The sequence below is a fragment of the Actinomycetospora corticicola genome (assembly GCF_013409505.1).
GTDB classification, from domain to species: domain Bacteria; phylum Actinomycetota; class Actinomycetes; order Mycobacteriales; family Pseudonocardiaceae; genus Actinomycetospora; species Actinomycetospora corticicola.
In genome coordinates this window covers 657,979-681,390 of the sequence record NZ_JACCBN010000001.1, presented here as the reverse complement: position 1 = coordinate 681,390, position 23,412 = coordinate 657,979, and the positions used below count along the sequence as shown (strand labels likewise).

The following is a 23,412-nucleotide window of genomic DNA, read 5'->3' as shown; positions in this document are numbered from 1 at the left end:
ATGCGGGGCGTCGGCTATCCCATGGTCACCCAGGACTCCCCCGTGGCCGTGGTGCTCGGTGGCGTCACCCGCGCCTGACCCTCGGGCAACCGAGTTAGTGAGCCCAACCTATCGGACAGGGCGGCACTGTCCGACCTTGCCGTCCCTACCTAGTCCTTGAACGCCACTAAAGATTTCGGCAAACCAGCGAAACGTTCGAACCAAACTGTCGATTCCGGGAAGTATGAACTCATTTGCCTCCTCGAGACCAATTCGACCTCGTGAACCAGCTCCACCGCACCGTACTCGTCACGTTCCTGCATGTGGCCCATCGGCCAATTCTGGGTAACTTTGACTCGCGCCGCGAAGGGCAGAAACTGGAGACCAGGGAACAACCAGTGGGGTTCGACGGGGAAGTACCTATAGGGAGTCTGCACCCAGTGCCGGTCACCGTTGTTTCTCACTACTTCCGCAAGTTGCTGCCGTCGATAGTGACCCCCAACGTGCTCTAGCACGCTATTGGAGACTATAAGATCAAAGCGGCGGTTCAAGACTGCCGAGGGCGGGTCGCAGGCATCGCCTTGCATCTGTCCGTCACGCGCGGGAAGCAAGTTGACGATCGTCAAATCATTCGGCTTTACCGGCGCCGACTCCCAGTACTCAATCGTCCCGCCTAGATCGAGAACCGACATCTCTTCAACTTCAGGGAAAACCGAGAGGAACTTCTCCCAGCGCTTCCCTCGCGAACGCCCCCCAACCGACCTCGGGTCGTAGGGATCGTTGAAGTAGTCCGATACTCGGCGGACTGATAGCTTAGTCATTCTGGCTGGGCCCCTTCAGGAAGAGAATGATCTGTCGGTCCCGGATAACGTCTCTGCTATCCGTGACGCGATCGCAGCATGCCCCGCATCATTGGGATGAAAGTCATCTGGAGGCGGAGAGCCGGGCGCCACGGGTCCGCGCGCACCTCTCATGCTTCCAACTACGTAGAGGTCAGAAATTGGAACGAACAAACCTCCCTGACTCTGGCAGTCGTCTCTAATCACATCATCGTAAATCCTAGTGTTTCGGGGTGTGCCCCAAGCACCTAAACATACTAGGCTTGACGCAGTAGCAGTCGACCTGACCGCCCGAAGGAGTCGCTCGAAATCGGCGCGAAACTGTTCAATCGGGCTTCGCGTTATGTCGTTCGTCCCAGCTGCCACAACGACCAGCGAAGAATCAGGTCGCAACTGGAATGCCAAGGGCTCGAGTGCAGCTGTTGAGGCACCGCCGAGGGCAACAATATTCACGCCCGGTTGTATTCCTTCCCGACCGCCTAGTTGTCGCGCGAGAGCGCCCGTGTAAGACCTCCTAGCGTCAGAGGCACCGACGCCTGCGGTGATCGAGTCACCCAGGAAGCCAATTTGTGTGTCCTTCCTTGCCTGCACCTCTCCATCATTGCGACTCCTCGCAAATAGAAAGCCAAATACAATAAAAGTCGCTGCCACAAGAATGAGCGCAATCGGCAACACCCATTTGCGGCGCGGGATCGCGACCTTCACCATCAGGACACTACCGCCTGCGCCCTGGGCGCACGCCCGACGCTGTTAGGAACCCGAACTTGTGGCGCTCTCCGAGGAGCACCGGTTAGGCACATCGCGACGAGAAGTCCGAGGAGTGGATGGAATGTCCTGAGCTCATCAAGCATGTTGTACGAAGAAACTGAAAGGCAAAAGCAAACCAACATCGGTGCAATAAAGAAGCCAGTCTCTCGCCTGATTGCCACTAAGATTGCAGCAAGGACGACGGCCAGAAAGACGATCGTGCCGTAGACCCCGAAGCCAACCATGAGTTGCCAGAAAGCACTTTCTAACGGAAACCCTTGCGGATTGTATTTCGCAATAGCCTCGCCAGAGGTTCCCAGCCCGTTTGGCATCCCTCCGCTATCAGCCACGACCTCCATCGCGGCCGTATATACGCCTTGCCTAACAACATCGGAACTCTCAGCGTCAGAACTGTTCAATCTGTCCAGCAAGGAACCCGACAAAACCGCTATGCTCAAACTCGTTAGAAAGAGCATCCAGGCCGCGATGTTGGCGGGCATCCGGGTCCTTCTTGCCCCCAGCGTCAATACGAAAGCAAGGACAAGGCCGACGCCAAGGGCGACGAAAGCGCCGCGGGAAACGGTGCTAGCCATTCCCACCGCCGACGCCGCCGCAGCTCCCAAGAATATCGGACGCTTGTTCCGCATCCATAGCATTAGGGCCGCAAGCGCCCCAACACCTAGAAAAGTGCCCGCGTAGAGAGGGTGGCCGAATGTACCCTCAGCGCGATAGCTATCCCAGTGCTGGATAGATTCGATCCCTAGAATAGAGTAAATGCTGCCATAGACAGGCACAAAACCTATTATACTCTCGATCAACGTAAATAGCCCCAACACGCCGCCCACAAGGGCCCAAGCGCTCGCGAAACTTCTAGCGTCGTCTTCAGTGGTGCGCACGAAGAGGGGTAAGAGAACACCTACGCCGAAGCTCAGTGCCCACACCGTGTGGTCGGTTCCAAAATTCTCGGACATAAGGACAAAGAACAAGTAGTAGACCGTGCAAATTGCCCCCCCGAGTGCTACCCAGCCGGAGAAGCCCCGGGACCGCATCTCGGTTGAAGATACGAAGCCTCGCCGCAGAGCCCATATAACTATGATCACCAGGCCCGGGTATACCCAGCGCATTCCGAGTGCAAATGTTAGCTTGGTCGGGAAAAACGCAAAAACGATGACAATCGTGACCAACAACTTTGAAGGCGCCAAACGCGTACTCACTAGACCCAGCAGCGTTAGCAATAATACGCCGATAAGTGTCATCGATCCCCCCGCATAGAACCAGCATGCTGTTGAAAGTCAGAGAGGTGGGAATTTTCCCATTCACCCTGGGGGCGCTTCAGAGGGTCGGATGGGTTAGCAGATACTACTGAACCACGTGGTATAGACGCTTTAACTAGGGTGTTGGGACCAAGTACTGACCCCTTACCCACCCTAATCGCGCCATAAATACCGACGTCCGGCGATATGAAAACATTGTCTTCTAGAACCGGACTCCCACCACCGACCGCACCAATAGTCACACCGTGGTGAATGCGACAACCCGAACCGACTCGTGCTTCAGCGTTAACAACAATCGACCCAGGATGGGCGATAGATAGTCCAGGACCGAAGACGTTAAGGGGGATGTCGAAGCCCAATCGCTCGGAGAGCAGCTGCAGCCGTAATCGATATACAAAGTATGCAGGACGAAGAGTAGGTGAAGAATTGCGCAGATATTCACAGATCCGAAGAAGGCGCTGATAGTAGGCGACTCGCCGAGTGAACCGGTAAACCATGTGCCATTTCGAACCGTATCCTTGGGCGACAAGGTCTGCACAAAGATAGTAACGTAAGTCGGCCATACTTTCAATCATTGATTGGCCTCGCGAACTCTCAAATACAACCCTTCAAGTTGAGCTATTACTGTTGATAATGAAGCTCTAGTTGTTATCCAGTCTTGCACCGCACTCCGATTAATTGAATGCCGCTCCTGGAGACGCTGCACCACGGCACGTGTCAGCGCGGCGATGAACTCATCCTCGGTGGTTCCATTCTGTTGGATTACGGTAGCAGCTGGGCAATCGTGGAAGAATGCCATCTCACCAGCGTCGGAACAGACCACAGGAACTCCCGCTGCAAGAGATTCTAGGACCGTCATAGGTAGTACTTCAAGCCGACTAGGCAGGCACGTTACGGCCACGGAGTTGTACAGCGAAAGAACGTGGGCCCGATCCAACTTGCCCAAGTAGTGCACACCCGCCCGCTCTCCTAGGTCGCCGAAATCCTTCGCCATCGGTCCACATACGAGGAGCTGCGCCCGTTGCTCCAACTTTAGGACGTCTGGCCACGCGGACAAGAGGCGGTCTATGCCTTTTCGTTGACCAACTTCACCAGCGAATAGGACGTGCGGAGGGCACGCCCGGCCTCCAGGCGTTGTGTGGAGACGTACAGGGTTAAGCAGGATCACAACCTTCGCGCGGGGCGCGAGTTCCTCGGCCAACTTTGCAGACTCCGGTCCGAGACATACGATCCCAGCGCATAGGCCTAGCGTGAAGCGAGCAAGGCGAGGATGGCGCTGCGTGAACTGAGCGAAGTTCGCTCCATGGAGCGTTGCCACGACCGGAATACGTCGCAACATACAAGCTAATGAGACTGCGAGACCCTCCCGAATGAAGCTGCCGCCCTCGGACAAATGCACATGCACAACGTCCGCGCTCATTCGGCGCGCGGAAAGCGCAATGATTAGCTTCAAACAGCGGACTGCTGACCACAAGGGGCTACTCGGTCGCCAAGTGGCGTACGATTGACATGTCAGTGTGTCGGATTTGTGTTCGCAAATGTCAGCGATGACTGAAGCCATGCCGCCTTGCGAGGTATGATCGGGCCCGATGTGAAGAGCCGTTAGCGGTTTCATGACGTCACCCCGTTACCTTGAGGATATCTCCTCTGACGCGATTCTCAATAAAATATACAAGAGTCGTGCTCTTTATGAAGAAGACCAAGGCGATCGCCGCCGCCGCACCTTGCGCGCCGGACGCCCACGAACCTAGGAGAACGCCTACCAGATTTGCGATTGCAAAAAAGAAGCCATTCTTCGCAACTAAGCGTTCATGCCCCTGAGACTGTAGAACTGACCCCAGCGGGGAGGACAAACTTACGAAAGCCAATCCCAAGAGCGTCCACCCCAAGGCTGCAGAAGCAGCTTGAAACTGTTCGCCGAGAATCAGCGAAATTATATCAGCGCTGAAAATAGTAGGGATGGCCATCAGCGCTAGAAATAAGATAGCTAATGCGACCAACTTACGGCTCAGCACACGTGCGCGGTCTGGGGAAAGTCTAGCTGAATGTGGCATAATTACAGTGGTAACGACACCGGGGATGAGGCTAAAAGGCTGAACAATCTTTGTGGCGCCAGAATATAGCCCTGCCTGCACTACACCTGCGACGCTTGAAACTAGCGGAGTATCAAGTAGACGGATCTGTCCAGTAAAGTTCGATACGAAGTATGGGAAGGCGGAACGAGTGGTCGCAATTAGCTTCACCTTTTCGCAAATAGGCGACAGCTTGTCCCTCAAGAACATCTGTATGTGTACCTGCCCGAAGAGGGAGCCGAGCAAATAGCTCAATGAGTAGCTCCATAGCGCAGGAGTTTCAAGCGCAAGAAAAGTGAGGAATGCAATAAGCGTGGCGGTGCGTCGGAGAGCGATGGATATGGGCGCCGTCGAGCGGTCTCCGTCAGCTATGGGAATACTGAGCAGGCAGTCGACATTCTTGTCGATCGCCAGTGCGACAGCTAAGAAAGCGAAAGCGAAGCCCGCGAAGGAGAAGCCTTCAATAATTACTAGGGTGCCGGCGAAAGCTGTTGCAATGAACAAGCTAGATGCTCTGTTAAAAACAATACAACCCATAACCAGTGAGTTCTCGTGACGAGCTCTTGCTTTTGCTAGCAGGGTCGAAACTCCGAAATCGCCCGCACCTGCGATTACGACGCCTACTCCCAGCACCGTATTGAGTTCGCCGAACTCACCTACAGGCAGCAAACGTGCCATTAGTACGACGATTACGGCCTGTACCAGGCTAGCAAACGTTCGCCCACCGGTAAGGAGCGCTAATTGCCATTTCATATTTTTGGCCCAGTGGACACGTTGAACTTGCTCAATGTATCTATCGCATTAACCATTTCGTCAGCGACTAGGTCCCAAGTGTAGTTTGACGCGGCTCGGCGCGAGTTCTCTGCTTGACGTTCTCGCTCAGGTGGATTCTTAGCTAGTTGGTAGAGGGCAGCAGTTAAATCGTCCACAGACCCGGCCTTCACGACGATCCCTGCATCATTTTCTCGGACGAGCGCGGGGAGTGCTCCGAAGTCTGAGGTAACCAGTGGAAGGCCATGAGCCATCGCTTCCAGAATCACAAGACCATAGGGTTCAAACAGCGCCGGCAGACAGAAGATGTCGCTCGCGGAATAAAGGATGCTAAGCTGTTCCACATCGGATATGTGACCATGTTCGACTATGAAGTCCGCCTTCATCAGCTCCGGAACTTCGCAGCCGACCATATGGAGTTCAATTGAACATCCGAGATCACGGAGATGGGAGACGGCTCCAACAAGCAAGTGTCCGCCTTTTCTTTCGAACTCTTTGCCGACGAAGAGAACTCGGAGGGGATCACGCTGCGCAGAGGTCTCGGGGGCCGCAAGGGATGCCACAGGAGAGGCCGGTCCAGCCCCCACTGAGACTACTCGCTCTCGCGGCACCCCATAGAATCTAACAACTTCTTCTGTCAAGTAGGCGCCAGCGACGAACACAAGCGTTGCGCGACGGAAGTATATCTTCTCAAGCGCTTGAAGTGTGCGATAGTGTCGCGGCTTAAGCTCCGGTTCTGGCCACCACTTCTCCCGCTGTCGCAGCGTTGTATCTAAGAACGGCGCGTAGGGGTACCTGCTGGGAAAGTAGAAGTTCCTTACGTGCACCTGGAGGACGCCCGGACGGCAATGGATCCGGCGCGATCTAAAGGACCGGTTAATTGATCTCGTTAAAGGCTTGGACAGGCCCCAACCGACTTCGCGTGCCCAACTACTTGGCCGGAGACGAAATGAAGCTAGCCGCACAAATAGTTTTCCTATGAAGCCCAGTGAGCTGTCGATTGTGTCGACAACGTCTACATCTGCACGTTTGAGCAGAGCAGTATGTAGCTGCATAGCTACGCCAGAGTTAGTCTGCCGCGAACCTATTGGGCCGTCGGCAAGAAGCACTACGCGATGCAGAGAGTCAGCTCCCCCACGCATGGCGTGGCCCCTCCTAACTCGTTTCATTTCAGATCGAGGCCATTCGGAGGAAGACTAGATATAATTCGATTGATCGAACTATAAGCAGCTTGAGGTCGAAATCGCTGCAGCCATGGTTCCACGAAGGACCCTGTCTTCGCCGATAACACCCGCTCGACCGCTGCCACGTAGCTCGAGTCGAGGTCGCTTTCAGCGATCTCACCAGTGATCCCCGGCAAAACTGCATCTGCGGTTCCCAGGGCAGCCGCGCCAACAACGGTCTTAACACCACGCTCGGCTGCTTGAACGAGCACGTTTCCTAGTCCCTCGTATGCTGAAGCCAGAAGCACCACAGTGTGGTTGTCTGCGTACTCCCACCAGGAACTCTGCCAAGGTAGGTGACGAACCAAGAAACGATCGCTCTCGTCAGGGGAGATCGTCGACCCGTCGGATGAGTCTCCAACCCAAACCACCTCGACGTCGGTCCTAGTTGACAACGCCCTCGCCACGTCGAGCACCTTGTTTGGACGCTTCTGTTTGACTAGACGCGCAGGAATGAGCAATCGAACGCTGTTCGGCAGTTCCTCTGCGCAGGTACTCGAAGCGGCGTTCGCCGCAAGTGCTGGGTTCACCACCACAGACAGCTGCTCCGGTCGAATCCCAAAGCCCGCGCGGAGGTCCGCGGCGACGGCATGGGATACGGCAATAATGTGGTCGCTCTTTCTATACAGTCGCTTGGCAAAGAAGAGCTGAACGTGTTGTGAGAACCGTTCAGCTCTGAGAAGTAGCGACGGAAGATTATGCTCCGACACGACGACCCTAGGGCGGCGGTGCCTGAGAGAGAACCCCGCCAGCAAAGCTATGAGGTTCGGGTATGTCTCTAGACTTATAACTGTTTGAACCTTGGTCGAGGTTAGAATTGCGATAAATTTCTGCACCCTCTTGACATGGGAGCTCCCTGCAATTCTGAGAAGGTCGATGACATTCACGCCTAACGCCTCGAGAGTCTCTCGATCTTCCTGCGTGACCCCGTCAAGAACGACAGTCACAACAGAGTGGCCTCGTGCGGCGAACTCACTAGCCCACGCTTTGCAAACAGCTTGCGCACCGCCACCTGAGAGCGCGAAGGTTAGAAAAAGTACTGAGCTCGGGCTATGCTTACTCTTACGGGACATAGGTGCATTCATTTCCTAGCGCTGTCTAGGGCCTGGTTGTGGTCTGCTGGACTCACCTGTCGCGCCATGGCGTTTCATAGTAAGAGTCGATTCGTCGCTGACTAAATCCTGAGGGGAAATTGAGGTTTCTTTCGATACGGCACCCGCGAGCGGGCCGTAATACGAACCTTCGCCGCTCTGCTGGGGCGCAAGGTTGAGAACACACCCCAGGATGTGAGAGCCAACTGCTGTAAGTGTCTTCTTGCTGGCATCGACTTGTGGCACACGGGTCCTGCCGCTAGCGACGACGAGAAGGACCCCATCGGAGGCCGGGGCGAGAGCGGCGGCGTCCGTCACCGGGATGACAGGAGGAGTGTCGAGCACCACGTAGTCGTACGTAGATCGGAGGTGCGCAATAGTTCGGTGCATGTGTTGCGAACCGAGGAGCTCGCTCGGGTTCGGCGGAAGCGGACCGCTAGGAAGTACGTGGATGAGACTTCGATTCCAGGACTGCGTCGCGTCGTCAGCCCTCGTCTTCCCAGAGAGCACAGAAGTGAGTCCTACGTCATTATTGATGCCAAGACGGTCGGCCACCTGCGGCCTGCGTAGATCGCAATCGACTAGGAGAACTCTCGAACCGGCGAGGCCCAACGCAATTGCGGTGTTAATCGCGGTCGTGCTTTTCCCTTCTCCTTCACCAGGGCTTGTTACTACAAGCACCCTTGGAGGCCGGTCAATCTCGATGTATTGCAAGTTGGTGCGTAGCGCGCGATAGCTCTCGAGTAGCCCGCTACCTGCAGAGGACATCAGGAGGTCACTCGACGGAGGCTGGTTCGACTTCGGGATCGAACCGAGGATCGGCAGTTCTGTGGCGTCGGAGAGTGCGCCTGCGCTACGAATGCGATTGTCGAGACTAGAGTACAGAAAGGCTGCGCCCACTCCAAGAGCGATGCCAGAGATTGCTCCGTAAAGCAACGCCGATCGCAGCCCTAGCGACGTCACGGAGGCCGTGATGGCGGGCTCAACGACACGTACGTCGACCGCTTGTACGGCCAGGCTGCTGTCCGGTCGCTCCAGCTCGTTTACGAGGTTGGTAAAAACGTTCGCCGTATCGTTGACTATAGCGACTGCCGCGTCTGGCAGAGCGTCCCGCGCGCTAAGGGTGATTACGACGGAGCCGGATGGAGAGGAGGCGCTGAGCTGTCGACTCAAAGCTTCTGGCGTTTGCGGTAGGCCCAAGTCTTGGACAACTTGGCGCGACACACGGGTGCTAGTCGCTAACTCGGTGTAGGAAGCTACCCGCTGCGCGGAGAGCTGTGCTCCTTGGTATGCATTGTTCGGGCTATTCGTGACAGTTGCGTTCACGTAGAGTGTGGCTACCGCGGTATAGCTCGACGGGGTGAGGAGGTAGGTGAGCAGGCCCGTCAGTATGCCAATTAGGGCAACGCACAGAGTTACGCGCCACCGCGAGCGCAACACTCCGATGATCTCCGAGATTGTCATATGTGTCGCTGCTCAGCCCTTTCAAGTCCCCGACTACGCTTCTCGTTTGCCGAAGCGAAACCTTAGCTACTCCTCGATGCTGGTGACGCCGCGGCGTCCGAGGCCGACGGCGGTGAGGCCGGCCCGGCGCAGGGTGGCCGGGTCGACGATGTTGCGGGTGTCGATCACGATCGGGCGCTTCACCGCCGACGCGATCACCGACCAGTCCAGCGTCCGGAACATCGGCCACTCGGTCAGCACCAGCACCGCCTCCGCGCCCTGCGCCGCGGACACCGCGTCCGCCGCCAACGGCACCCCGTCGATCTCGGTCGGCGGCGCCGCGCCGTCCTTGCCCTCCACGAACGCCGGGTCGAACCCCACCAGCTCCGCGCCGGCCTGACGCAGCAGCGCCGCGATCGCCAACGCCGGGGAGTCCCGCAGGTCGTCGGTACCGGCCTTGAACGTCAGCCCCAGCAGCGCCAGCCGCACCCGCGACAGCGACCCCGTCCGCTTCCCGGTCACCGCCAGACGCACCTTGTCCACGATGCGCTGCCGCTGACGGGTGTTCGTGTCGATCGTCGCGCGCAGCAACCGGAACTCGAAGTCCGCCGAGTCCGCCACCTGCAACAGCGCGTGGGTGTCCTTCGGCAGGCACGACCCACCCCAACCCGGGCCCGGCGACAGGAACGCCTGCCCGATCCGCCGGTCGTAGCCGATCCCCTCGGTCACATCCGAGATGTCCGCCCCGACCCGCTCGCACAGCTCGGCCATCGCGTTCACGTACGACAGCTTCATCGCCAGGAAGCAGTTCGCCGCGTACTTCATCAACTCCGCCGACGCCGCATCGGTCAGCACCGTCGGCGCACCCAGACGCGCGTACAGAGCGGCCACCCGCTCCGCGGCGTCCTGGTTGTCCGACCCCACCACGATCCGGTCCGGCCCGAGGAAGTCCTTGACCGCCGAACCCTCCCGCAGGAACTCCGGGTTCGACACCACCGCCACGTCGGTGCGCTCGAGCAGCTCCGCGGTCCGCGCCGCCGTGCCCACCGGCACCGTCGACTTGTTCACCACCACGGTGCCCGCCGCCAGCTCGGCGCCGACCTCCTCGATCACCGACTCCACCGCGCGCAGATCCGCCACCCCACCCGCGCCCATCGGCGTCGGGACACACAGGAACAGCACCTCCGCCGGCCGACCGTCCTCGAACGAGCCCAGCGCCGCCCCCGCGCCGACCACGAACGACAACCGCCCCGCCGAGGTCTGCTCGGAGACCAGCTCCGCCAGATCCGGCTCCACGATGTCCACCACACCCCGACGCAGCCGCTCCACCTTGGCCGCGTCGATGTCCGCGCACACCACCTCGTGACCCAACGACGCCAGACACGCCCCCGTCGTCAGCCCGACGTAGCCCGTCCCCACCACCATGACCCGCCGCGCGAACACCTCAGACCCCCCACAGGTGAAGTTGAGAGGGATGGTGACACATCCGTGGTCCATACGTCCTGATCGGGTCTCGAACGTGTGACCAGACGGCGCTCATGGATCCGAATGGGTCTCGGTCGATCACGCAGCGCGGTCGTCCTTGCAAGCGCGGCACTGAGATATCCCCTCCGAGCCCATCTGGTGTCCGACGGCAGCGTGGGAGCGCGTCGACTTGCCGAATCGCGCCCGTTCAGCCGCGTGACCCATGAGTAGACCTGCGGCCAGGACGAAGAAGCGCGTGTCCCGGAGAAGATAACGACGCCACAAGCGGCGGAAATCGGTAGCGAGCCGATACACGGCCTCCGTTCCCGTCGCCTGAAACAGCCGCGGAGCTCGAGGCTGGTGTCCCGACAGGAAGTCGATGGTCGCTCCTGCGCCCACCAGCACGGCACCCGGAAGCTCAGCGCGATGACGGTCGATCCAGAGTTCCTGCTTAGGCGCCCCGAGACACACAATCACGATATCTGGACGGAAGGCGGCGAGTGCGTCGACGAGACGCCGATCTTCTTGGTCCCCAATCTCGAATCCCATACGAGGGCTGTCGACGAAGATGTCGGTCAGCTCGGTGTGGCTGTGCCGGAGGTTGGAAGCCGCCATTTCACCCCGTCCGGGGGCGCCACCGACGAGAGCGACCCGGAGACCATCCTTCTCTGCCTGGTCGACGAGGGCCTCGGTTAGCGCCACTCCCGTCACGCGTCGTGCTTCAACGGTGCCCGTCATCTTCGTGAGCAGCGCCAAGGGGGCGCCGTCGATGGTCACGACATCCGCCGCCTCATACGCGGTGCGGAAGCGAACGTCCTTGTTCATGAGCATCAGATGGTCGACGTTGCAGGTGTAAACGCTCGTCCCAATCGACCGCCCGCGAGCGCGACGAAGAACACGAATTGCGGCCTGGGTGACCGATTCGAAGACCTGGAGGTTGATGTCCATCAGATGGTGGTACGCGCGCGCCTGGCCGTCGATCCGCGCCTGGATGTCGACCTCAGAGACGTTGGGCTTTCGCGGCGCCGGAATCGTAGTCAGTGGAAGGTCGTCACTCAGAATCTTCGTCATTGCAGTCTTCTCCCCCAGCAAGAATTCGTGTCGCAAGTTGGTTGTTGTCAGTTAGTACGCGCCGCGGCCGCGAGTTACGGCGCCGACGGTCTTCCAGAGAATGTTCATGTCTAGGGCCGGCGACCAGTTCTCCACGTAGCGCAGGTCGAGCCGGACCGACTCTTCCCAGGTGAGGTCCGAGCGGCCGCTGACCTGCCACAGGCCGGTCATGCCGGGGCGGACCAGCAGCTTGCGGCGGGCATCGGTCTCGTACTGCGCGACCTCTCGAGCCAGCGGCGGCCGAGGGCCGACCAGAGACATCGAGCCGCCGAGGACGTTGAACAGCTGCGGGAGCTCGTCGAGCGAGAGCCGGCGCAGCGTCGAGCCGATAGCGGTGATGCGCGGGTCGCGCTTCATCTTGAAGAGCGGGCCGGCCGCCTCGTTGGTGGCGGCGAGCTGGGCGACCATCCGGTCGGCGTTCACGACCATCGAGCGGAACTTCACCATGCGGAAGTGCCGGCCGTTGAGGCCGACGCGCTCCTGCCGGTAGAAGACCGGGCCGCCGTCACGCTTGATGAGGACTGCAATCGTCAGGAAAACCGGCGCGAGGACGAAGAGGAGTGCTGCGGCGCCAAGACGATCGACGCCTGCCTTGATCGCGCGGGTGACACCGTCGAAGCGGGGCTCGGTGAGACGGAGCATCGGGAGGCCGTCGACCGGTGCGACGTGCAGGCGCGGGCCGCCGATCTCCATGAGACCCGGGTCGACCACCAGGTCGACGCCGGTGCCCTCGAGCTCCCAGGCGAGGGCCTGCAGGCGCTTCGGGGTCCAGCCGGGCGTCGGAGCGATGGCCACGACGTCGATCCCGAGCTCGGCGACCTGACGGGCGACGCCGTCCAGGTCCCCGACCACAGGGACTCCCGCCACCGACCCGCCGTCGGGAAGGCCCGAAGAGGTGCATGCGGCGATGACGGACCATCCGTGGTGCGGAACCCGCAGGGTGCGGGCGACCAGGTCGGAGATGCCCTGCTCCGTGCCGATCACGAGAACCGAGGACATGCAGAGGTCCTCGCGGCGGGCCGTGTGGAGGACCCGGCGGATGAGGTAGCGGCCGGTGAGAACCGCGAGTCCGGTGACGGGCAGGACCCCAATGACCCAGGGGCGGAGGCCGTCTGCCTTGAGCAGGTAGCCGATGAGGGCTAGCACCAGCGACGCGCCAACGAAGGCGCGGACGAGGCGGTTGAACTCCTCGGCACCCTGACCGACCACCTGCGGGTCCCAGCAGCGCATGGCGGCCATGAGCGTCAGGGCGATGCCTGCACCGATGCAGCTGGAGACGGCCGCGGGCTCGACATCCCAGGACCGGACGACGACGCCGAGGGCGGTCGCGAGGGCCGCGGCCAGGACGACGACGCCGAGGTCAGCGGCGATAACCGCACGCAACAGCACGCGGCGCCAGGTACGAGTGGGCGCCGGTCCCCCGGCCGATGCGCCCTGCGGAGCCCGCGGAGCCCGAATGTCGGCGCTCTGCCGGCTCCCCGCGGTCCCGATGTCCGTGCTCACTTCGAGTGACCCCCCATAGTCACGGACGGCGAGTTCGTGACCTGCGGCCCGGGCTCCCCTCTGAGCCCCCGACCGTCACGAGCACCGTCACCTGTTGGTGTGCGCTTGACCCGGCTATCGCTGCAGACCGCTCACCCTGTTACTCGGTTCCGACACTCTCTGCGGCGTGTCGCATCGACACGCCGGAAACCTCTGACGCGAGTTCCCCTGATCGGACCCGTTAGAGTTCATCTCAGGGCGGATGATCGGTACACAGCGTGGTGTCCCCCGACGCGAGCACTGTGCGGGCATGACCTTTCGTTGCCCTTTCAGTGGTGTCACCACTGCGTGAACGCGTCACCCGGACGAGTGTTTACGTGCACAGTGGGCTCAGCGAGGCTGCCGCTCAGCCGCACCGACCTGGGGACGGGCGTGCGGGGGTGTGGAATCGCTCCAGCCGGGCCTGCGGTCGCTGGACGCTGGGCGTCGATGCATTCGCGGTTGGCTCGCGGAGGTCTCAGCGGTACACCCGCAGAGCGTCGACCGTGACGCGCCAGCGCTCCTCCGGTCCGGAGTAGGCGATGAACTTGAACGAGCGCAGCGGGGTGCCGAGAGGTGCCTGGGCCATCACCTGGCCACGCATCAGGAACGTGAGGGTGCTGTCGTTCTGCACGACCCGGAACGGCACCACCTCGTCGCCGGTGATGAACTCGAAGGGCCGGGTCGGGGGCGGCGGGTCGTAGTCGTCGTAGCTCCGGCAGGACGGGCGGCTGCAGAGCAGCGCGGCAGCGACCTCGGTGGGCGGGGTGCTCGGGACCGGGCCGAACACCAACTGGTGGGTCCGACCGTCCTGCTCCGTCAGCACGAGGCTCCCGCCGCCGGCCCCCGGCACCCGCGCGTCCCGGATGCTCACGCTGAAATCGATCTCGCGGAAGTCCTGCGGAGAGCGGGGTCCGAGGTCGACGTCGATCTCGCGCGGGTCGGCGTCGGTCGCACCGACGAGGTTGAGGACGCGGTCAGCCGTGTAGACGTGCGCCGGCTCCGACGGCGGTCGCCAGAGCACGCCGGAGAGCTCGTCGAAGTCCTCGCGGAGGAACGGCTCCTCGATCGTCGACGGCAGCGGGGACCCGAGCTGCGGCGCGGCTCCGCTCCCCGCCGTCCGGACGACCAGGGTGATACCGACGAGCACGGCGACCAGGACGATCCCGGCGACGACGAGCGGCCACCGGCGCCGACCCCGCTGCTCGGGAGGTACGTCCGCGGAGACCTCGTCGCCGACGACAGGGGGCGTGGGCGCGTCCTTGGTCGACGGCGCCGGCACGGGGTCGGGCGCCACGGTCGCTGCTGCCGACGGCTGGGTGCGGGCGCGCTCAAGCGCCTGGATCCACGAGGTGAGCTCGTCGGCCGGCACACGGTGCGCGAGCAGGAAACCGAGGTAGGGCCCCTCGCTCTTCTGCGGCAGGCTGCCGTTGCGCCACGAGTAGACGGTCGCGCGACGGTGCTCTTCGACCACGAAGCCCCGCTGGGTGGCCTCCTGGGTCACCCGCAGGTTCTCCTCGCGCGACAGCGCCCCGCGCGCCATGAGCGATCGGACGGCAGCACCGAACGTCTCGCGGTCGCGGACCTCGTCGAGAGAGACCAACACATGCTCCTGGCGGCTCAAGCCGGGCAGGGACGACGGCACGGACCACACCCCGTTACCTTCTTGATCAAGCCCGGTGAGGGCTTGCAGGCCGCCGGCCACGGCATGACTGAGTGCCCCTGTCGTTGATGATCTGGGGGGTGTTGTCACCGTGGCCGGAGGGCGCCAACGACCGCTGATAGAGACCTGACCCGCTCGCGTGGTCTGCTCGTAACGTGGCTGCCGGCGCGGGTGTCCAGGTCGGCCTGCCGCGACGAGCAAGGAGCCGCGGTTGAGCAACTCCGATCCCGACCCGATGCCGTTCGCGGTGTTCTGCGGGCTGGACGTCGGCAAGTCCGAGCACCACGCCTGCGCCCTCGACACGACCGGCAAGCGGCTCTACGACAGATCGCTGCCCAACGACGAAGCCGCACTCCGCGCGGTGTTCGAACGTCTCGCCGAGCGCGGTCGGGTGCTGGTCGTGGTCGACCAGCCCGCCTCGATCGGCGCGCTGGCGGTCGCGGTCGCCCGTGAACTCGGTATCGAGGTGGCCTACTTGCCCGGGCTGGCGATGCGCCGGATCGCCGACCTGCATCCCGGCCAGTCCAAGACCGACGCCCGCGACGCCCATGTGATCGCCGACGCCGCTCGGACCATGCCCCACACCCTGCGTCGCATCCGCGGCGACGACGAGACCCTCGCCGAGCTCGCGGTGCTGGCCGGCTACGACGACGACCTCGCCGGGCAGTCCACTCGGCTGACCAACCGGCTCCGCGACGCGCTGCTGCACGTTCACCCGGCCCTGGAACGCCTGCTCGGGCCCCGTTTGGACCGCGCCGGGGTCCTCGATCTGCTCGCCGTCGCCCCGACCCCGGCCACGCTCGGCGAGCTCGGCGCCGACGGCATGGCCGAGGTGATGGCGCCCCGCTCGCCGCGGCTGGCCCGGACCCTGCCCGCGCAGATCCGCACCGCCCTCGCGGCCCAGTCGCTGGTCGTTGCTGGCACCGCAGCGTTCGCCCGGGTCATTACCGGGGTCGCCGGGCAGCTACGAGACGCCCACGACGAACGCGCCGACCTCGCTGCCGAGCTCGAGGCCCGCCTGGAGGCCCACCCTCTTGGACCGGTCCTGACCACGATGCCCGGAGTCGGGGTCAGGACCGCCATCAAGCTGCTCACCATCGTCGGCGACGGATCCGCGTTCCCCACCGCCGCGCACCTCGCGGCCTACGCCGGACTGGCCCCGGTCACCCGCCGCTCCGGGTCCTCGATCAAGGGCGAGACCCGCTCCCAGCGCGGCAACCACGCCCTGCAATCGGCGCTGTTCCTGTCCGCGTTCGCAGCCCTCGGCGACCCCGAAAGTCGGGCCTACTACGACCGCAAGAGAGCCGCCGGCAAGCGCCACAACGCCGCCCTGATCTGCCTGGCCCGCCGCCGCACCGACGTCATCTACGCCATGCTCCGCGACCGCCAGCCCTACCGCGCTCCAGCGCGAGCACCCGAGCCAATCGCAGCTTGACAGCCCCATAGAGACACCCCCTGGTCGGGTGGCGATCTTTCCTGACGGCGACGCTGCGGCACAGCATGCATCCGTGGGGTCGCCGTTGGTGTCACGACGCGTCCAGGACCGTCCAGGACCGTCCAAGACCGTCCAGGATCTCTCTACCGACGGTGACGGCGATGGCAGAAAGTGCTGGTCGCGAGGGCATCGGGGGGCGCCCTCGCGACGCCGGCCCGCGCCGCTCGGCCGGGCTCCACCGCCGGCTCGGGGACCGGCTCGTCCGGATGGGAACTACGACCATGACCAGGCAGGCGCTCTCCCGCCGGCTCCTGAGCCTCCTCGCGGGGCTGGCTCTCCTCCTCGTCCCGCTCGCCTCCGCGCTGGCGCTCGCTCCGACCGCCTCGGCCGCGCCGGGCCTCGTCGTCGACCTCCTCAGCGTCCCGACCTCCGCCCAACCCGGACAGTCCGTCGGCGCCTCGGCCCGCGTCCGCGCGACCAGCGGCACGGTGAACGTGCAGGCCGTGACGATCGCGGTCCGGAGCTCCTCCGGGGCGCAGGCCGACTTCCCCGGTGCCACCAGCGCCGCCATCCCGACGTCGGGTTACACCTTCACCGCGGGCACGCGCACCTTCGCCGCGGGGACCTACGACGCGTTCGTCGCCGTCCAGATCGCCGGCACCTGGTACAACCTTGACCCCCACCGGTCCTTCACGGTGGGCGGGGCATCCCCCGGGGTGGTCGTGGACAGCCTGACCCTGCCGAGTGCCGCTGCCGGGCAGAGCGTCACCGCCTCCGCGAAGCTCCCCGCCACGAGCGGCACGGTCGCGGTCCAGGCGGTCACCATCGCCGCCCGCAACGGCTCCGGCGCCGTCTTCGACTTCCCCGGCGCGAAGGCCGCCTCGGTCCCGACGTCGGGCTACTCGTTCACCTCGGCGGAACGGACCTTCGACACCGGGTCCTACGACGTCTTCGTCGCGGTCCAGGTCAACGGGGCCTGGTTCAACCTCGACCCGCACAAGATCCTCGTCAGCTCCGCCGCACCGAACCCGCTGACCTTCTCCCAGGAGTTCAACGGCAACGCGGGCGGCAACGCCAACGCGGGTCTCGGCAGGACCGTCTGGTTCACCGACCCCTGTTGGAAGAACCCCGACAGCTGCAACAGCACGACGGTGCAGTACCGGGACGACCACGCCGTGCAGGACGGCAGCAACCTCGTCATCACGGCGGACACCAGCCCCGACACGAGCCAGAAGTGCGGGCCGAACGTGTGCACCCACGCCAGCGCCCGGTTGACCATGCGCGGCTGGTCGAAGCAGGGGGCGCCGACGTTCGAGCAGGCCGGCGGGCACTGGGAGGCCCGGATGCAGCTCCCGGTGGGTCAGGGCCTGTGGCCCGCGTTCTGGACCATCGGCAACCCGAGCACGGGCCAGGAATGGCCCACGATCGGCGAGATCGACATCATGGAGAACATCGGGACGAAGGACGCGCCCAACGTCGTCCACCAGACCGTGCACTACGGCTCGCCCGACGTGAACTGGGGCATCACCGCCACGGTGCCCTCCGGCGACGTGTCCGGCTGGCACACCTACGCCATCGACTGGGACAACAGCACGAACGGCCACATCACCTGGTCGATCGACGACCAGCCGGTGCGGACGATCACCGCCGCGCAGGCCAACGCCAAGCAGGCCGGTCTGTGGAGCGCGATCCAGAGCCACCCGCAGAGCGTCATCGTCGACCTCGCCGTCGGCGGCTGGGCCGGTCCGCCGCCGGCCGGGGCCATGTCGAAGCAGATGAAGGTCGACTACATCCGCGTCTAGCAGAACGCGATGAAGTGATGGCCGGCCGCTCGCTCCTCGTCTGCGCGACCGTCCTCGCGATCCTGGTCCTCGGACCGGTCCCCGGCGCCCTCGCCGCACCGACGCCCGGGACCGTCGGACCGGGGTCGTCGGCCGCCGAGGCCGTCGCCTGCATCCAGCGCGCGCTCGGTGTCGACACCACGGGATCGACACCCGGCACCGACGGACCCGCGACCACGACGGCGGTCCGCGACTTCCAGGTCGCGAACGGGCTGCCGTCGACCGGCGCCGTCGGACCGCGGACCGGCGCCCTCCTCGTCGGGAAGGAACCGTCGTGCGCAGCGCTGCTGCCGGTGGATGACCCGTCGGGCGGCGAGGACCGCAGCTTCCGCGGGTGTCCCCTCCTGCTCGAGGGCCAGGAGAACGACTGCGTCGCCCGCCTGCAGCGGGACCTCGACGTGGAGCACCCCGAGTACGCGCTGGAGGCCAAGGGGTCTTCGGGCCGAACACCAGGAAGGCGGTGCTCGACTACCAGGGGCAGCACCGGCTGCCCGCCGACGGGAACGTCGGTGCGGAGACGGCCGACCTCCTGGCCTCCCTGCCCGAGGGACCGCCGCTCCCACGTCCGGCGGCGACCGGCGACCGGGTCGTCACCTCGCCGGACGTCAAGCTCGTCCGCTTCCTGCAGATCGGCACGCGGGACTGCATCCGAGAGCTGCTCCCGGTGGTTCTGCTTCCCCAGGCGAGCAATGTCCCCCTCGCCTGCGGACTGCTCGACGCATCCAGCAACCCCTACCCGCCGGCATCGCTCGAGGGCTCGGCGTGGAAGAAGTTCGTGGACAGCGAGGAGTTCCGCGGCTTCAGCCACATCCCGCCGATGCAGCTCACCTGCCACGACGGCCGGGTGGGCGCGGTCGACCGGCAGCCGGGCGACACCCCGTTCGGGGTCTCGCAGGGCTGGACGTTCATGACCCGCCACGGGAAGCGCATCGCCGAGCACGCCGAGTGGTACGGCGAGGACCCGCGGTTCCATCCCGAGCGGGAGGACGTCCAGACCTTGTCCGACGGGAGCGGTGTCGTCATCTCCGCCCGTCAGGCCTCCCGCATCGCGGCAGTGGCCCGATCAGCCCAGTTCGACATGATCGGCTACGCGGCTACGACGCGCCGTTCATCTGGTCGGCGACACACGTCGTGCTGCGGTGCGACGGGTCGGCGAAGGTCATCTACGGCGGCTCCACCATCCCGGGGAGTCGGCTCTTCGTGAGCGACCGGGCGACGTCGACGATCGGCCAGTCCGACGACCTCGCGAGTTTCGTCCGCGCCGGTGGTCGGGTCCTGCACCGTCCCGGTCAGGGCGACCTCTACGACCAGTGCGAGGCCCGCGAGGTGGACCTGGTCTCCGGCTCCGACCAACGTGCCCTCACCTCGTGCGCGAACCTCCACGACGACGGCGGGGTGAGCGCCCGTCAGACCTCCTGACCAGGGGCGCATCGGACAGGTCGGGGCGGTCCGTGCTGGACCGCCCCGGCGTGCCCCACCGCGACGACGGCAACGACTTGCCCCTGCGGCCGCTCCGGGCACGGCTGCGTACTCCTGCAGCCAGCCGCCGCGACGGCTGATGACAGTCGCGGCGTTCGGACGCTGATCGGGACAGCGGCACTCGCATCAGCCGCGAGTCACTTTCCCGGCGGCTTAGGCGGCGGTTTCGGTGGCTGCTTGGGCGCCTCCGCGTGGTTGTCAGCGGATGCGCCGTCCTTCCGCGTGCCGTTCTGCTTCGGCTGCTGCCCGTTCGGGCCCTGCGCGTAGTTCCGCTGGGTCCCGTCCTGCTTCGGCTGCTGGCCGTTCGAGCCCTGCGCGTAGTTCCGCTGGGTCCCGTCCTGCTTCGGCTGCTGGCCGTTCGAGCCCTGCGCGTAATTCCGCTGGGTCCCGCTCTGCTTCGGCTGCTGGCCGTTCGAGCCCTGCGCGTAGTTCCGCTGGGTCCCGCTCTGCTTCGGCTGCTGCTGCCCCGGTCTGCCCTCGTTCTCGCGCCGACCCGCGTCTCGGCCCTTGTTCTGCGACTCCTTCGCCCCCGGCCTCCTTGCGCCCCGGCCTTCCTTGCCCTTGCCACTCGGTTCGTCGCTCGGGCCCGCTCCCCGTTGAGCTCCCCGGCCGTGAGCGGGACCGCGAGGCCTGCCGCGTCCCGGCCCCTCGTCCCGGCCTTTCTTGTTCTTCGGTGACTGGATGGGCGCCTTGGGTTCCTCAGCTCTTCTCCGGTCGACCTCCAGGCCGTCCAGCACCTGTTTGTCCTGCTCGTTCCTCTTCCCCTGCGGTGTCTCCTCGGAAGCGCCCTTCACCCCGAGTCCCCCGGCGACGCCGGTGGCGAGCCGTTCGCCGGCTGGGGGCCGGGGCGACGCCGCCCGCACGACGGGGGCTCTTGTACCCGGAGCTTGCCGGAACTCAGGCCCCTGGCTCGCCCTGACGGCCTGCGGGGACGCCGGGACGCTGTAGGCCTGCTGATCACGCGTCGGCTGCGCGTCGTGCTGGTTCGGCGCCGTGGCAGGGTTCGGCGCGTAGAGCGACGAGGTGACGCCGACGACGGCACGCACCACCTTTCGGGCCTTCTCATGCTTCGCGTACATCCGTTGCGCCCAGTTCAGGGCACCCTCGGCTCGCCCGGCCTTGGCCCACAACCTAGGCATCGGCGGCGCGCGTTCCGACGATCGTGGGCACGACGTCGACGTTGCCGCGGTACTGGATCGACGGCGGGGCCGCGTCGACCACGGCCTTCCAGGGCTGGGCGGCGAAGAACGGTGTGGCGGACACGAGCCCCCACCGCGTCGCCCGCACGGTGAGCGCGTTGCCGAGCGGGATATTGGCGATCTCCGACGGGCTGAGCAAGGTCTCCCGCCGAGTCTCGTAGGAGTACGCGATCCCGTTCTGGTGACCGATCGAGACTCCGAGCGGGAGTCCGAACTGCCGGCTCTCTCCCGTGGACCGATTGACCGCGAGGTAGGGGCGGTCCCAATCGCCGACGAGGGTCGACAGGGCTTGCAGAGTCCGGTGATCAGCGATTCCGGGGAAGACGACCTTGGTGCCGAACAAGGTCAGGAAGCCGTCCGCCGCCTCCTTCCACCGTGCCCGTGCCTGCGAGAGATCCTGGAAGCAGGCCATGATCTGCAGGCCTTGTCCGCCCGCTTCCGAGACGATCCCGGGCAGCTTCTCGAGCGGCGCGATGTTGGCGATCTCATCCAGGGCCCAGAACACCGGCGCGGCGTTCATGGCGCCCTGACCCCGGGCTCGGGCGTACGCTGCTCGTCGGATCTCCTCCAGCAGCCCGACGACGAGGGGTGCCAGCAGGTGCTGCCGGTGCGACGGCGCCGCCACGTACACCGTGTCCTTCGAGCGAACGAACGCCTCGGCGTCGAAGTTCTGCACCCGACTGCGGGCCGCAACGGTGTCGGAACCGTATGCGTTGAGGACCTGCCGGGTCGTGGCGAGGATGGAGCTCCGTTCCCGTTCCTCGGTGTTGGAGATGGCGCTCAGGTCGTCGGCAGCATGGTCCGCGCCGTGTGCCTCGAGGACAGCTCCCGCCTCCTGCAGCTCGACGAGACTGACCCAGCGGCGAGCCTCTTGGATCGTGCGACCGGAGAGAGCAGCAGCGTGCAGCAACGGCGCGAGGACCGACTTCGCGCTCTCCGTCCAATGCGTGGCGTTCTCGACTCCCTTCCCCGCCGTCGATGCTCCGACCATGGCGTCGGCGGTCTCGCGCGCGCCGTCCCAGGTGCGTGCCGAGGTCACCGGCGTCCAGTGCAGTTCCAGAGCACCCGGGGGGAGCGCCTCGGAACCGGACGGGTCGAAGACCCAGATGCGGCCCGACCGCGACCGGTTGGTCGCAGTCGCGTGCAGGACGTCGAGCTTGGTGGAGGTGGAGACGACCGGGCCGGGCGCGCCCAGGATGGCCGGGACGATCAGCGCCGACGTCTTCCCCGACCTCGGCGGCCCGAGCACGATGACGGCCTGCTGCGCCTCGGCGGCCACGGGTTCGCGGTGGTCGGGCGTGATGCCCAGGTAGGCCGTTCCGCCGGACGGCGCCACCATCGCCATCGCTGCGGACAACGGGTCCGGTGCCCCGGCGACCATGTTCTCCGGGCGCCTAAGCCACCACTCGTGACTCTCGCGGGACCGTGTGTCCGCGATCCGCTGGGCCTGCGACCGCTGCCGCGACCCCTCCGTGGCCGCCCAGGCGAGCACCCCACCACCGACCAGGACGAAGACCAGCCCGATCGGCCACGCGCGGCTGAACACCATGAGGAACCCGATGGTGCCGAGCACGGCCATGAAGGCCAGGAGGCAGCCGTTGCGAGGCTGGGCGGTCTGCTGCGGAGGTGCCGGCGGACCGCCCGGGCGCGGGCCCCAGGCCGGGGTACTCATCGGTTGCCCAGCGAGCGGTTGTAGTCGTTCGCTGCCGAGTAGGTCAGCGGAGCCACGATCGCGAAGGACACCAGCCACAGGAGCGGCGCCGCCACCCACCCGATGAAGGGGATCAGGATCAGGAAGAACAAGAACAGGTCCCACACCAGCAGGGCCACACCGGCTCCGACGCGGTTCAGGTAGAGGAAGCCCCCTCCGAGCAGGAGGAAGCTCAGCAGGACCGCGACGCCCGGCGACTTCTGGAAGCCAGGGACGACCGGAGGCGCGGCCCGTGGAACCATCTACTGGTTGAGGCCACAGCGGCCGCAGTAGAAGCCGGGTGGCTCGAGGATCGAGCTGCAACGGGCGCACCGCGGTGGCTGGACGACTGGCAGGTTCATGGGTCCCCCTCGAGAACGAACATGCGCACTGAGCGACGTCTGTGTCTCGGTCGCCATGAAGTTCTGTTACCTAGTGCTCGAATCGCTCCCGCTGGTTCACCCGTACAGCCCAGCGCATCTCGACAAGTGGTCACCTTCGGTGTGGGGACGATTGCAGCGCGGCTTCCCACCCGTGCCGCGACGGCGGAGCTGAACGATCACTTGGCCGC

At 64.4% G+C, this 23,412-nt stretch carries 20 protein-coding genes and 1 pseudogene; 5 read left to right on the top strand and 16 right to left on the bottom strand.

Annotated features, from left to right (window positions below; all coding sequences use genetic code 11):
- Positions 1-149 precede the first annotated feature (149 nt).
- The 13 genes from BJ983_RS03255 to BJ983_RS03195 all read right to left on the bottom strand — a co-directional run bounded on the left by BJ983_RS03255 (position 150) and on the right by BJ983_RS03195 (position 15,137).
- Positions 150-671 carry a class I SAM-dependent methyltransferase gene (locus BJ983_RS03255; RefSeq protein ID WP_246325521.1) on the bottom strand — a complete coding sequence of 174 codons (522 nt, stop codon included), beginning with the start codon at positions 669-671 and terminating at the stop codon, positions 150-152.
- A 144-nt stretch (positions 672-815) separates the two neighbouring features.
- Entirely contained in the window at positions 816-1,526 is a 711-nt protein-coding gene (locus BJ983_RS32675) for an SGNH/GDSL hydrolase family protein (protein ID WP_425484737.1), read from the bottom strand.
- Positions 1,526-2,614, bottom strand: a complete 1,089-nt coding sequence (locus BJ983_RS03245; protein ID WP_179792490.1) for a hypothetical protein — start codon at positions 2,612-2,614, stop codon at positions 1,526-1,528. The genes BJ983_RS32675 and BJ983_RS03245 overlap by 1 nt, the downstream gene beginning before the upstream one ends.
- 203 nt (positions 2,615-2,817) lie before the next feature.
- On the bottom strand, positions 2,818-3,336 hold the full coding sequence (locus BJ983_RS32670) for an LbetaH domain-containing protein (protein WP_425484802.1): 519 nt from the start codon (positions 3,334-3,336) through the stop codon (positions 2,818-2,820).
- Between the two features lie 74 nt (positions 3,337-3,410).
- Positions 3,411-4,400: a glycosyltransferase family 4 protein gene (locus tag BJ983_RS32665; RefSeq protein ID WP_425484736.1), complete on the bottom strand. Its 990-nt coding sequence runs from the start codon at positions 4,398-4,400 to the stop codon at positions 3,411-3,413.
- A gap of 58 nt (positions 4,401-4,458) precedes the next feature.
- A complete protein-coding gene (locus BJ983_RS03230) occupies positions 4,459-5,589 on the bottom strand; it encodes an MATE family efflux transporter (RefSeq protein ID WP_179792487.1) in 1,131 nt (376 codons plus the stop codon).
- A gap of 71 nt (positions 5,590-5,660) precedes the next feature.
- Complete coding sequence (locus BJ983_RS03225) at positions 5,661-6,509, bottom strand: glycosyltransferase (protein WP_179792486.1); 849 nt, start codon at positions 6,507-6,509, stop codon at positions 5,661-5,663.
- 338 nt (positions 6,510-6,847) lie between these two features.
- Positions 6,848-7,978, bottom strand: coding sequence for a glycosyltransferase (locus BJ983_RS03220; RefSeq protein WP_179792485.1), 1,131 nt, complete (start codon positions 7,976-7,978; stop codon positions 6,848-6,850).
- A gap of 15 nt (positions 7,979-7,993) precedes the next feature.
- Positions 7,994-9,460 carry a tyrosine-protein kinase domain-containing protein gene (locus BJ983_RS32660; RefSeq protein WP_179792484.1) on the bottom strand — a complete coding sequence of 489 codons (1,467 nt, stop codon included), beginning with the start codon at positions 9,458-9,460 and terminating at the stop codon, positions 7,994-7,996.
- 66 nt (positions 9,461-9,526) lie between these two features.
- Entirely contained in the window at positions 9,527-10,882 is a 1,356-nt protein-coding gene (locus tag BJ983_RS03210; RefSeq protein ID WP_179792483.1) for a nucleotide sugar dehydrogenase, read from the bottom strand.
- A gap of 120 nt (positions 10,883-11,002) precedes the next feature.
- Positions 11,003-11,974 (bottom strand): WecB/TagA/CpsF family glycosyltransferase, encoded by a 972-nt coding sequence (locus tag BJ983_RS03205; protein WP_179792482.1) that lies wholly within the window; start codon positions 11,972-11,974, stop codon positions 11,003-11,005.
- A gap of 51 nt (positions 11,975-12,025) precedes the next feature.
- On the bottom strand, positions 12,026-13,402 hold the full coding sequence (locus BJ983_RS03200) for a sugar transferase (RefSeq protein ID WP_343053670.1): 1,377 nt from the start codon (positions 13,400-13,402) through the stop codon (positions 12,026-12,028).
- A 610-nt stretch (positions 13,403-14,012) separates the two neighbouring features.
- On the bottom strand, positions 14,013-15,137 hold the full coding sequence (locus tag BJ983_RS03195) for a hypothetical protein (RefSeq protein ID WP_179792480.1): 1,125 nt from the start codon (positions 15,135-15,137) through the stop codon (positions 14,013-14,015).
- A gap of 295 nt (positions 15,138-15,432) precedes the next feature.
- Between BJ983_RS03195 and BJ983_RS03190 the strand changes: the two genes are divergently transcribed.
- The 5 genes and pseudogenes from BJ983_RS03190 to BJ983_RS03170 all read left to right on the top strand — a co-directional run bounded on the left by BJ983_RS03190 (position 15,433) and on the right by BJ983_RS03170 (position 19,892).
- Positions 15,433-16,632, top strand: a complete 1,200-nt coding sequence (locus BJ983_RS03190; protein ID WP_179797312.1) for an IS110 family RNA-guided transposase — start codon at positions 15,433-15,435, stop codon at positions 16,630-16,632.
- Positions 16,633-16,913: 281 nt separating this feature from the next.
- Entirely contained in the window at positions 16,914-18,434 is a 1,521-nt protein-coding gene (locus BJ983_RS03185) for a glycoside hydrolase family 16 protein (RefSeq protein WP_179792479.1), read from the top strand.
- 17 nt (positions 18,435-18,451) lie between these two features.
- Positions 18,452-18,715: pseudogene (locus tag BJ983_RS32655) on the top strand (peptidoglycan-binding domain-containing protein); the annotation flags it as partial.
- 92 nt (positions 18,716-18,807) lie between these two features.
- Positions 18,808-19,677: a peptidoglycan-binding domain-containing protein gene (locus BJ983_RS03175; protein ID WP_343053669.1), complete on the top strand. Its 870-nt coding sequence runs from the start codon at positions 18,808-18,810 to the stop codon at positions 19,675-19,677.
- Complete coding sequence (locus BJ983_RS03170; RefSeq protein WP_179792477.1) at positions 19,674-19,892, top strand: hypothetical protein; 219 nt, start codon at positions 19,674-19,676, stop codon at positions 19,890-19,892. The genes BJ983_RS03175 and BJ983_RS03170 overlap by 4 nt, the downstream gene beginning before the upstream one ends.
- Before the next feature lie 197 nt (positions 19,893-20,089).
- Here BJ983_RS03170 and BJ983_RS03165 read toward each other — a convergent pair whose 3' ends face one another.
- From BJ983_RS03165 to BJ983_RS03155, 3 genes are all read right to left on the bottom strand, one after another.
- Complete coding sequence (locus tag BJ983_RS03165; protein WP_218890073.1) at positions 20,090-21,001, bottom strand: hypothetical protein; 912 nt, start codon at positions 20,999-21,001, stop codon at positions 20,090-20,092.
- 82 nt (positions 21,002-21,083) lie between these two features.
- Complete coding sequence (locus BJ983_RS03160; protein ID WP_179792475.1) at positions 21,084-22,532, bottom strand: type IV secretory system conjugative DNA transfer family protein; 1,449 nt, start codon at positions 22,530-22,532, stop codon at positions 21,084-21,086.
- Between the two features lie 287 nt (positions 22,533-22,819).
- Complete coding sequence (locus BJ983_RS03155) at positions 22,820-23,104, bottom strand: hypothetical protein (RefSeq protein WP_179792474.1); 285 nt, start codon at positions 23,102-23,104, stop codon at positions 22,820-22,822.
- Positions 23,105-23,412: the final 308 nt, after the last annotated feature.

Coding starts and splice junctions, on each gene's coding strand:
- BJ983_RS03220 (WP_179792485.1), bottom strand. CDS start 7,978: ATGTCCCGTAAGAGTAAGCATAGCCCGAGCTCAGTACTTTTTCTAACC.
- BJ983_RS32660 (WP_179792484.1), bottom strand. CDS start 9,460: ATGACAATCTCGGAGATCATCGGAGTGTTGCGCTCGCGGTGGCGCGTA.
- BJ983_RS03185 (WP_179792479.1), top strand. CDS start 16,914: ATGACCAGGCAGGCGCTCTCCCGCCGGCTCCTGAGCCTCCTCGCGGGG.
- BJ983_RS32670 (WP_425484802.1), bottom strand. CDS start 3,336: ATGGTTTACCGGTTCACTCGGCGAGTCGCCTACTATCAGCGCCTTCTT.
- BJ983_RS03190 (WP_179797312.1), top strand. CDS start 15,433: ATGCCGTTCGCGGTGTTCTGCGGGCTGGACGTCGGCAAGTCCGAGCAC.
- BJ983_RS03205 (WP_179792482.1), bottom strand. CDS start 11,974: ATGACGAAGATTCTGAGTGACGACCTTCCACTGACTACGATTCCGGCG.
- BJ983_RS03155 (WP_179792474.1), bottom strand. CDS start 23,104: ATGGTTCCACGGGCCGCGCCTCCGGTCGTCCCTGGCTTCCAGAAGTCG.
- BJ983_RS03230 (WP_179792487.1), bottom strand. CDS start 5,589: ATGGCACGTTTGCTGCCTGTAGGTGAGTTCGGCGAACTCAATACGGTG.
- BJ983_RS32665 (WP_425484736.1), bottom strand. CDS start 4,400: ATGGCTTCAGTCATCGCTGACATTTGCGAACACAAATCCGACACACTG.
- BJ983_RS32675 (WP_425484737.1), bottom strand. CDS start 1,526: ATGGTGAAGGTCGCGATCCCGCGCCGCAAATGGGTGTTGCCGATTGCG.
- BJ983_RS03160 (WP_179792475.1), bottom strand. CDS start 22,532: ATGGTCGCCGGGGCACCGGACCCGTTGTCCGCAGCGATGGCGATGGTG.
- BJ983_RS03245 (WP_179792490.1), bottom strand. CDS start 2,614: ATGCGGTCCCGGGGCTTCTCCGGCTGGGTAGCACTCGGGGGGGCAATT.
- BJ983_RS03255 (WP_246325521.1), bottom strand. CDS start 671: ATGTCGGTTCTCGATCTAGGCGGGACGATTGAGTACTGGGAGTCGGCG.